General features: G+C 57.2%; 10 protein-coding genes and 1 other RNA gene. 4 read left to right on the top strand and 7 right to left on the bottom strand.

Features of this window, described 5'->3' with window-relative positions:
* Window positions 1-1,331: sodium-dependent transporter (locus ACTG3T_RS14190; RefSeq protein ID WP_439102939.1), on the bottom strand; the 1,331-nt coding region annotated here is incomplete at its 3' end.
* Window positions 1,332-1,435: 104 nt separating this feature from the next.
* On the opposite strand from ACTG3T_RS14190, the gene smpB reads away from it, so the two are divergent.
* Entirely contained in the window at window positions 1,436-1,918 is a 483-nt protein-coding gene (gene smpB / locus ACTG3T_RS14185; protein ID WP_439102938.1) for an SsrA-binding protein SmpB, read from the top strand.
* An 11-nt stretch (window positions 1,919-1,929) separates the two neighbouring features.
* On the opposite strand, the gene ACTG3T_RS14180 is transcribed toward smpB, so the two are convergent.
* From ACTG3T_RS14180 to ACTG3T_RS14170, 3 genes are read right to left on the bottom strand one after another with little or no spacing between them, the layout of a single operon-like run.
* The gene (locus ACTG3T_RS14180) at window positions 1,930-2,727 is read right to left on the bottom strand and encodes a sulfite exporter TauE/SafE family protein (RefSeq protein ID WP_439102937.1); all 798 of its coding nucleotides are present in this window, start codon (window positions 2,725-2,727) and stop codon (window positions 1,930-1,932) included.
* 34 nt (window positions 2,728-2,761) lie between these two features.
* Window positions 2,762-3,553 (bottom strand): transporter substrate-binding domain-containing protein, encoded by a 792-nt coding sequence (locus tag ACTG3T_RS14175; RefSeq protein ID WP_439102940.1) that lies wholly within the window; start codon window positions 3,551-3,553, stop codon window positions 2,762-2,764.
* 47 nt (window positions 3,554-3,600) lie between these two features.
* The gene (locus tag ACTG3T_RS14170; protein ID WP_439102936.1) at window positions 3,601-5,382 is read right to left on the bottom strand and encodes an N-acyl-D-amino-acid deacylase family protein; all 1,782 of its coding nucleotides are present in this window, start codon (window positions 5,380-5,382) and stop codon (window positions 3,601-3,603) included.
* Window positions 5,383-5,599: 217 nt separating this feature from the next.
* On the opposite strand from ACTG3T_RS14170, the gene ACTG3T_RS14165 reads away from it, so the two are divergent.
* Both ACTG3T_RS14165 and ACTG3T_RS14160 read left to right on the top strand, forming a co-directional pair.
* Window positions 5,600-6,373: a ferredoxin--NADP reductase gene (locus tag ACTG3T_RS14165; RefSeq protein ID WP_439102935.1), complete on the top strand. Its 774-nt coding sequence runs from the start codon at window positions 5,600-5,602 to the stop codon at window positions 6,371-6,373.
* Between the two features lie 27 nt (window positions 6,374-6,400).
* Window positions 6,401-6,940 carry a DUF924 family protein gene (locus ACTG3T_RS14160; RefSeq protein WP_439102934.1) on the top strand — a complete coding sequence of 180 codons (540 nt, stop codon included), beginning with the start codon at window positions 6,401-6,403 and terminating at the stop codon, window positions 6,938-6,940.
* A gap of 9 nt (window positions 6,941-6,949) precedes the next feature.
* Here the strand turns inward: ACTG3T_RS14160 and ACTG3T_RS14155 are convergent, their stop codons facing one another.
* From ACTG3T_RS14155 to ACTG3T_RS14145, 3 genes are read right to left on the bottom strand one after another with little or no spacing between them, the layout of a single operon-like run.
* Window positions 6,950-7,357: a DUF1761 domain-containing protein gene (locus tag ACTG3T_RS14155; RefSeq protein ID WP_439102933.1), complete on the bottom strand. Its 408-nt coding sequence runs from the start codon at window positions 7,355-7,357 to the stop codon at window positions 6,950-6,952.
* A gap of 24 nt (window positions 7,358-7,381) precedes the next feature.
* A complete protein-coding gene (locus ACTG3T_RS14150; RefSeq protein WP_439102932.1) occupies window positions 7,382-8,170 on the bottom strand; it encodes a slipin family protein in 789 nt (262 codons plus the stop codon).
* A gap of 17 nt (window positions 8,171-8,187) precedes the next feature.
* Window positions 8,188-9,471, bottom strand: a complete 1,284-nt coding sequence (locus ACTG3T_RS14145) for an NfeD family protein (protein ID WP_439102931.1) — start codon at window positions 9,469-9,471, stop codon at window positions 8,188-8,190.
* A gap of 312 nt (window positions 9,472-9,783) precedes the next feature.
* Here ACTG3T_RS14145 and ssrA point away from each other — a divergent pair.
* Window positions 9,784-9,922: a transfer-messenger RNA gene (gene ssrA / locus ACTG3T_RS14140) on the top strand; the annotation flags it as partial.

Raw genomic sequence — 9,922 nt, 5'->3', positions numbered from 1 at the left:
GATAACCAGAGCCACGCGAAGGCAATCACGGGCACGGCCACAAAGCGGATGAGAAAATACCACAGAGAAAACAGGATGTCGGGCTCCCGAGCCAGCTCTTTGCGCAAAACATCCCGGGGCATACGCCATCCAACGAAAAGCGCCAGCAGAAGCACAGCGGCGGGAATGAGCCACTCCGCGGTAACCTGATCCAACCACTGTAAAAAACCCTCTCCACGGTCACCGGCACCAAGATCTACCAGTGCGTACGCTGACAGCATGAAAGCGATAGCGGTCATAGTGACAGCGGCATGTAAACGGCGCACACGGAACTGCTGCTCCAGCACACTGACAATGGGCTCCAGAAGTGCAACGGCGGTACCCAGAACGGTGACAAACACCGCCAGGAAAAACAGCGCTCCGTACAGATCGCCAAAAGGCATATTGCCAAATGCATAGGGCAGACTGATAAACAGCAGTCCAAAACCTTGCGCGGGGATAAGATTGTTGGCAAAAAGCAACGGGAAGATGGCGACCCCCGCGGCGATTGCAACCACCACGTCAAACATCGCAACCGTTAGCACAGAGCGGACGATGGGCAACTTCGCGGGCGCATGCGCGCCGTAGCTCATGCCCACGGCAACCCCGATGCAAAGTGTGTAAAACGCGTGACCGAGGGCAGCCATGAAGGACCCACGATCAAAATCCAGAGGCTGCCAGGCAAAGAGAAACTCACCAGCCGCCGCAAGGTCACCAAATTCCACAGAAAAACGGATAACTACGCCCAGAAGCGTGATCAACAGAGGAATGGCTATCCATACGAATAGACCAATGCCCCGGCGTATGCCCAATATGAGGGTGAGCGCCAGCATACACGCTGCCAGAAACTGCCAGCGCAGCAACCCCGCAGGGGCCGCGAGACTTTCCGCAAAGGACTCTGATGCTCCTGCCAGGCTGATCGCAGCGAAGTCGCCCAGCTGTATCTGATAAGCGTAGGCAAGGCTCCACCCCGCGATGAGCAGATAGGAAATCAGCAACAAGAAACCCGCCAGGCAGGATATCAGCGCCACCGTCAACCACAAACGCGATCTCCCCGATACCCCCGCCGCCCAACTCATGGTCAGGAACGGCGACCCCCGGCCGTGACTGCCGAGCACGACCTCCGCGACAAGCAGCGGCACACCAATAAGGAACAGGCACAATACATAGCTGAAAAAGAAAGGCGCACCTCCGTGCTCCCCCATAAGCCATGCAAAACGCCACAGATTGCCAAGACCTACCGCTGCTATTGCGAGAGCAAACACAAAGGTCGTCCGCGACTTCCAGCGTTCTACAGGTAAGTAAAGCTTCATTGGCATCCAATAAGCCGGGTCAGTGCACAGCTTGCCCGAGCAACACGTCCTTGCAAAGTAGATTCCTCGCTCGCCCCTTGACGAGTCCCTGTACAATGGCCGCCATGGGAAAAAAGAAATCCAACACAGCAGACACAACGATTGTTCAAAACAAGCGTGCGCGTTTTGACTACCATCTTCTGGAAACCTTTGAGGCCGGCGTCGCCCTTACGGGCTGGGAAGTAAAAGCCCTGCGCGCAGGGAAAGCACAACTCACTGACTCTTACGTCATGATGAAAGATGGTGAGGCGTATTTACTGGGGTCGCAGATTACGCCACTCGCCACGGCATCAACACATTATGTAACGGACCCTACCCGGACCCGGAAGTTACTCCTTAATCGTCGGGAGCTCGCCAGAATACTGGCCGCCGTGAGCGCCAAAGGGCAGACCTGTGTCTGCACCAAGCTCTACTGGAAGGGGCACCTCGTAAAGGCCGCAATCGCACTCGCCCACGGCAAGCAGAGCCACGACAAGCGACAAACCCAGAAAGAGCGTGAATGGGGCGTGCAGAAACAGCGCATCATGCGAGATGCGGTGAAGCAGTAAATCATAAAAATTCAGGCAAGCAGGGCCTTGATGGTAATGGCTAGACCCACGACGCACAAAACAGTCAGCGCGACGCGGCGATAAAACCGGTTGCCGAAACGGGCAAACACCACATGCCCCAGACGATCGCCGATCACCATGGCAGGCATACCCAGAAGAAACATCCACAGCGCCTTTGCTGTGATGTAGCCCGATAAACCAAACATGCACAGCGCAATCACCGAGGCCAGCATAAAGTAGCTGAGGAGCATCGCCCTGCTGCCTCGCGCATCCTCCTGGGTCGCCATGACAAAGATAATGACCGGAGGGCCCGGCACCGCGAAAACGCCGTTCATAAGCCCCGACAGCAAGCCCGCTGCCGGTGCTACGCCCCACCTGACGGGTCTGTGAGCCGGGCGGAACATGGCCAACACCCCGCAGGCAGCGAGCACAGCCAGGCCGACTCCCAACTGAAACTGCTCGGCAGACACGCGCGCAAGCAGTTGCGCTCCCACCGCCGTACCCACCACGGATGCCAACAGAATGGGCAACAGTGGGCGCTTTGGCGCATCGGGCCAGAACCTGGGCAGCGACAACACACTGGTGCCCAGCGTCAGCAAAGCGGTGATTACCACCGCCTCCGTCGGAGCCACAAAGAGAGCCAGCACCGGCATTGCCGCCAATGCAAAACCAAAACCGGTAAATGCGCGCAGGAGCGAGGCAAACAACAGCGCCGCCCAGATAGCCAGCATTTTGCCAAGGCCAATAGCAGCAAAGGTATCGGCAATCGCCTCAATCATTGAGCGCGCAAAGAAAAACGCCCTGGCCAATAGCTCTCCAGGGCGCGAAGGAAGGCATCAGGATTCAGGGTAATGCGGCTACCCAGGAGCTGTTCTCCAACCACTTCTGGCGAAGCTTGGTAAGGAGACCGGTTCCCTCATAGGCGCGAAGGTAATTGCGCACCAGATTCAGGAACTCCGGGTCGTCTGAGGATACGGCTACACCGAAGGGCTCAATGGTCAGGGGCTTATCCAAAGTCACGAGACCGGCATCGGGGTTCCGCAGCACCTGCAGCTGGCAAACGGGCGCATCGGCCACCATGCCGGCTACTTCACCGCTGGTTACCATCTCGATGGCTTCTTCGTAATTGGCGACTTCGACCAGTGTCGCATTGGGCGCGGCCTCCACAACAAAACTCGCACTGGTAGAGTTCTTGAGCGCGGCCAATTTAACGTCGGTGGCAGCAATGCCACCAGAGGCTATCTCAGCCAGCGCGGTGCGCGTCGCGAGAATGGACTTACCACTCATCATATAGGGCCCGACAAAAGACGCGCTGCGTGAGCGCTCAGCGGTGATAGCCATGCCCGAGAGCACCATGTCTACATTGCCGTCAGCAAGCGCCTTGGTGAGATCACCAAAGGGCATGGGGCTGAGCTCAAGATCGGCGTGCATGGCATTTGCCAGTGCTTTTGCAAGATCGACGTCAAAACCCATAAGCTCGCCTTGGCGGTTGCGCATATTCATGGGCGGCTGATCGCCAGACATCCCCACGACCAGAGTTTTGTTTTTGACAACGCGATCGAGGGTATCGCCGGCGAACGCCCAGGGCGCAGCAAACAGGGTCAGAGCCAGAAGCGTACTGGCGATAAGTTGCACAGGTTTCAAAATAGTCGGTTCCTCAGAATTCTATAAAAGTTCAGTCGTCAGGCAACAGATTCCAACGCCTGCTGCCCGGCCCTGTACAACCTTCCAGGATTACTGCCGGTCAACTGATCGTCCTCAAGAACAGTTTGCCCGTCCACGATCACAGCCCGATATCCGGCGGCGTCCTGCAACAGGCGCTGCCCACCGGCGGGGAGATCCTGCACCATCCGCGGCGCATACAGGCGCAGATTTTCAAAATCGATCACATTGACGTTGGCTTTAAGGCCCACCTTGATACGTCCCCGATCAGCCATACCACAGTAATCGGCAATATCTGAGGTCAAGCGGCGAATAGCTTCGCTGAGCTCAAGCTTACCACCGCGCTCACGGTCCCGTGCCCAATAGGTGAGCAGGTAACTGGGGAAACTGGAATCACAGATAGTCCCGACATGGGCGCCCCCATCAGACAGCCCCATAATCGATTGCGGATGTTTCATCATCTCGTAAACGTTGTCGAAATTCATGTTCGTGTAGTTATAGATGGGGAAGTACAGCAGGGCCTTGCCCTCTTCCTCCAGGAGCAGATCATAGATCATCTCCAGGGAGGACACGCCTCTCTCCTGCGCCATATGCAATACCGAGGTTTCGGCACTTTGCTCGTACTCGGGATTCTCACCCAGTAAAAACGTCTTGCTCGCCACGTAATCGATGGCCGCCATCAGTGCATCAACGATGGGTGGAACCGGCGTTCCGTCACCCGCCAGCGTTTCGGACTCCTCCCTGAGAATCTGCGCTTTGAAATCAGGCTCGCGCATGCGCGCTACCCGCTGTTCGAGGGGCAGATCACAGATCGCCTTGTAACTTGGAAAACCGATAAAGGGGTGGAATGTGCATTGAAGGCCGGTGATAACGCCGATGCCCCGGGGTGCCGTTTGCAAACGCATATTCACGCCCTTTGCCTCGGCTTTCTCAGCACGCTCGATAATGCGTCGCCACTGATCCGGCGCAAAGTCACGCTGCATCAGGGAAAGGGAGAAGGGACGGCCCTCCCCAGCGGCCGCCATGCTCTCCAGAATATCGAACTCCTTATCAAAAGCATCGCCCTCCCGCTCAAGATCAAAATCGTTAACCGCCTGCAAGATCCCGTGAGACAGTCCGGAAAACGCGCTCGCGATACCCGCCAGCTCTTCCGTGGTTGCCTCCGAGGAAGGGGTCCATTCGCCATCGGCGCTGCGATGCACATCCGAGCGACCGGTAGAGAAACCGATAGCGCCCGCCTCCAGTGCCTCCCGCGTGATTCGTCGCATGGAGGCGATATCGGTCTCTGTGGCAGACTCATTGCACACCGCGCGATCACCCATGACATAAACCCGCAGGGGGTCGTGGGTCACCTGCACCGCAAAGTCGATGCTGTGGGGCTTGGCGTCCAGCGCATCCATGTATTCGGGCAATGTCTCCCAATCCCAGGTAAGCCCCTCAGCCAGAGCGATGCCCGGTATATCTTCAACACCCTCCATGAGTCGGATGAGTTTCTCCCGGTCCGCCTCCCGGACAGGCGCAAAGCCCACTCCGCAGCTACCCATCACTACAGTGCTGACACCATGGTTCACGCTGGGCTGCATTCCCGCATCCCAGGACACCTGCCCGTCATAATGGGTATGCAGGTCAATAAAACCGGGGGTAACAATGTGACCCTGCGCATCGATGGTTTTGCGAGCATCGCCGGGACAGTCGCCAACGGCCACAATTGTGCCGTTGCGAATAGCGACATTCGCCTTGTAAGCTTCGTCGCCGTCTCCATCGAACAGCAAACCACCAGTAATCTTGAGGTCGTAATCCATCTTTGCGCCTTTATCTCAATCAGTACTTACTTCCCTCGAAGAGTCTAGGCAGGGCAAGGCAGGCTGTCCACCGGGGAAAAATGTCTCCCTCAGGAATAAGGTTAGGAAAAAGCGTTCTTGATGAAGACGGTGATTTTCTTGCAGGTGGCAGCGCAGGTGATCAGAATTCGCCGCTCACAACGTACACATCCATGAAATCACTGTTGAGGACCCCGTAATGGCTGCCGTTGCACCTGCCAAAGTCACTGAAGTTAAACACTGGAACGATCGTCTGTTCAGCTTCAAAACAGAGCGGGCACCCGAGTTCCGGTTCGAGAATGGCCACTTCACCATGGTCGGCCTTGAGGTGGACGGCAAACCGGCGCTGCGCGCCTACAGCATTGCCAGCGCCAACTACGAGGAAGAGCTTGAGTTTTTGAGCATCAAGGTCGCAGATGGGTTACTGACGTCCCGCCTGCAGCACATCAACGTTGGCGATGAAGTACTGCTGGGCAAAAAGCCCGTGGGGTCGCTGGTGCTCACCGACCTGCGCCCGGGTCGACACCTGTATCTCTTCGCCACGGGCACGGGACTGGCACCGTTCATGTCCATTGTTCGCGACCCCGACGCTTACGAACGCTATGAAAAAATCGTGCTTGTGCACGGCGTACGACAGGTGAGTGATCTTGCCTATCATGACTATCTCGTCAAAGACCTACCTCAGCACGAGTATCTGGGCGAGGAGATTCGGGACAAGCTGCTTTACTACCCCACAGTCACCCGGGAGCCGTTCCGCAACAACGGGCGGGTCACCGAGCTCCTGGAAAGCGGTAAGCTGGAGGCCGATTTGGGCATTCCTGCCATCGATCCCGCCTGCGACCGGGCAATGATCTGCGGCAGCATCGCGATGCTGGACGATGTTTCGGCACTTCTGGACCGGCGTGGCTTCGAGGTATCCCCCAATCAGGGCACCGCGGGCGACTACGTGATTGAACGAGCTTTCGTGGGCTAGCTTTTGCTGCCACGGTAAACTCGGCCCATGCAAACAGCAGAAGCAGTTTTAGAATTCTGGTTCGAGGAGGCTGGCGCCAACCGTTGGTTCAAACAATCCGACGCCTTTGATGCGCTGTGCCGTGAGCGTTTTTTACCTACTTTGGAAGCCGCACGACTGGGTGAGTGCTGGGAGTGGCGCTCAAGTCCCTCGGGGCGCTGCGCAGAGATCATCATCCTCGATCAATTCTCGCGAAACCTCTTTAGAGACGACCCTCGAGCCTATGCTCAGGACGGCATGGCATTGGTACTTGCTCAGGAGGCCGTGGCGAGGGGAGACGATATTCGCATGAACGCGGACCAGCGTTACTTTTGCTACATGCCCTATATGCACTCGGAGTCCCTTGCCATACACGAGGAGGGGCTTAAGCTGTTTGAAGCCCTGGGCAATAGCGAAGCACTACGCTACGCCCGAGCGCACCAGAAAGTCATCGAAGAATTTGGACGCTACCCCAGTCGAAATGCAGAGCTGGGTAGGACCAGCGCAGCCGCCGAAGAGAAATACCTGGCCAATCGTCGCGGCTGGTAGATTCCGGAGCTACTTCCAGCCCCCCAATATCCCTCCCGTCAGCGTCATGGTCACAACCCAGTAACCGCCGTTGATCAGGATGTAGGACCAGGATCTCAGTTCAAACAAAGCAACCACGCCAAAGGCAAAGAAGATCCAGCCAAAGCCGGTGAGAAACCCGTAGAAGGCACCGGCTTGCAGCGTGATCTCGGGCGTCCCGAGAAACATCGCCAGGCAGTAACTCATGATCAATAGAAAGACGAAGGTCAGACCAAAAATTTTGGCCTTGTTGCCGGCGGCAATTTGCTCTTGGCTGATATCCGCCGCGCGCATCCATGCATTCCCAAAGAGCAGCGGCGAATACCACAAACCACCCACCACAAAACCAACGACAGCCGCCGCCAGTATGGCCCAGAGATTGATCACAAAATCGTCCATGGCATTCTCCTGACGGTCATTACGCTACCGCTCCTCGCCGGAGGCAGATTTCACCGCCTCGCTCATCTTGCCAAAACTCTCCATGATTTCGATGGGCAGCGGGAACACCACCGTGGAGGAGTTATTGCCGTTACCCATGTCCGCCAGAGTCTGCAGATAGCGTAGCTGCATGGCCCCGGAACTCGCTGACATCACCTGCGCGGCCTCCAGCAGTTTTTGTGAAGCTTGCAGCTCGCCCTCCGCGTGAATCACCTTGGCCCGGCGCTCCCGCTCGGCTTCGGCTTGGCGGCCGATGGCGCGAATCATGCTTTCATTGAGATCCACCTGCTTGATCTCCACATTGGCGACCTTGATGCCCCACTCCTCGGTCTGGGCATCAATAATCTCCTGTACGTCCTTATTTAACTTATCCCGCTCCGAGAGCATCTCATCCAGATCGTGCTTGCCCAGCACCGAGCGCAGCGTGGTTTGCGCCAGCTGACTCGTCGCGATGCCAAAATCCTCCACGCGAATAATTGCCCTCTCGGGATCTACCACTCGAAAATACAGCACCGCATTCACATGCACCGTCACGTTGTCCCGGGAAATCACGTCCTGACTTGGCACGTCCAGCGTAATCACCCGCAGATCCACCCGCTGGATCTGCTGAACGCCAGGCACCACAAATATGAGTCCCGGGCCCTTGACGCCCTGAAACCGGCCAAGAAAAAAAACAACGCCTCGCTGATATTCAGGAACAATCTTGATCGCTGATGCCAGGAGGACGACCAGAAAGGCTATCGGAGCAAAATAGGGCACGATGTCTGCAATCATGGTTTTCTCCCGTTGCGTTAGTTGTCGGCAGCGCCAGGCGGCGCCACCGTGACAGTTAATCCATTCACCCCTAGCACGCGCAACTGCTGACCCTCGCGCACGGGTTCGTCGCTGACGGCACGCCAGCGTTCACCGCTCATCGTGACATATCCCTGGTACTGCCCGCCCAAAGGCACAAACCCCTCGGTGGCCTGCGCTGACTCAGCAGTGAAGTGCTCAACCCCGTAAACCGGTGTGCGCCGGCGTAGCTCCATAAGCCGCGTAACGGCCCAGAGCAGAAAGCCCGCGGCAACCGCGCCGACACCACCTACGGCCGGCAACGATACCGCCTGGTTGGTTCCGTCCATAAGGATCACGGACCCCGCAACGAAGGCGATAATCCCGCCGATCCCCAGCACTCCGAAGCTCGGGATAAATGCCTCCGCGATGATAAATGCAATGCCAAGAAAGATTAGCGCAAGGCCCGCATAATTCACCGAGAGTATCTGAAAGGCGAACAACGCGAGCAGCAGGCATGTTGCGCCGATGACACCGGGGAACAGTGAACCGGGATTAGCTAACTCGAAAAAGATCCCGTAAAAACCGAGAAGTAACAAAAAATAGGCAATATTGGGATCGGTGATTACCGACAGTAGACGCGTGCGCCAGTCGGGATCTACACGCTCGATAGTCAGGTCTGCCGTCGCCAGGGTGATTTCACCATTTGCCAGCTCCACCTGCCGTCCATCGATCTGCTTCAGCAGGTCGTTAATATCGGTAGCCAGCGTGTCAATGACATTGGCGGCTAGCGCCTCCCGAGCGCCGAGGTTCGCCGCGTCACGCACCGCGCTCTCAGCCCAATCGGCATTGCGGTTATGCCGGGCAGCGAGTTCGCGAATATAGCTCACCGCGTCCTCAAGCACCTTGCGCTCCATGGCGCCTGCCGGTGGGCCGTCTGGCTTTTCACTATTGTCATCCGGCTCTTTTCCGGGCCCCGGCGAGTCCCCCGAGGGAAGACCCGGCAAGCCGCCGATGCTCACTGGCGTAGCAGAGCCAATATGCGTTGCCGGCGCCATAGCCGCGACGTGACTCGCCAGCAGAATATAGGTGCCCGCACTCGCGGCACGCGACCCCGAGGGCGCAACGTAAGTTGCCACCGGTACAGAGGAAGCCAATATCGACTTGATCAGTTCATGGGTGGAGGCCATCAGCCCCCCCGGGGTGTCCAGCTGGATGATCACTAACTGGGCATCGGCGCTCTCAGCACGGGCGATGCCACGCTGCAGATGATCCATGGTTGCCGGGCTTATGGAGTCAGACACGGTAAGGAGGACGGCCTCACGCTGTGGGGCCTGCGCCTGAATAAGCGGCGCAAGGGCACACAAAGCAAGCAATAAATAGGCGCAACGGCGCGCAGAACGAAGGTGACCAACCGGTGTCTGGCCTGATCGGGTCCAGAGCAACAGGACAGCCTTAGAGACTCTGGCAAGTATCGCTAAAGAGCGTGCCATCAGCATAAAATCCAATCTCCCCAAATGGCCATATTCCCAGTTATACGCCCTAAGCCCCGCGCTTAACAGAGGAACTCATCTGAGCGTGCAACACCCTCCTGTGCTATAATGCCAATCACTTTTGGGGGCGTTACGGATTCGACGACGGTAACAAAACCTGCGGTGCATGCCGTGATGGTAGCCAATCACGTAAATCCAAAGCTGCAAACTATTAGTTGCCAATGACGACAACTACGAGGTAGCGCTGGCTGCGTAAGCAGTC

Origin of the sequence: Congregibacter sp. (assembly GCF_965660375.1) — a bacterium.
Taxonomy (GTDB): domain Bacteria; phylum Pseudomonadota; class Gammaproteobacteria; order Pseudomonadales; family Halieaceae; genus Congregibacter.
This window is presented reverse-complemented; position numbering and strand designations above follow the sequence as displayed.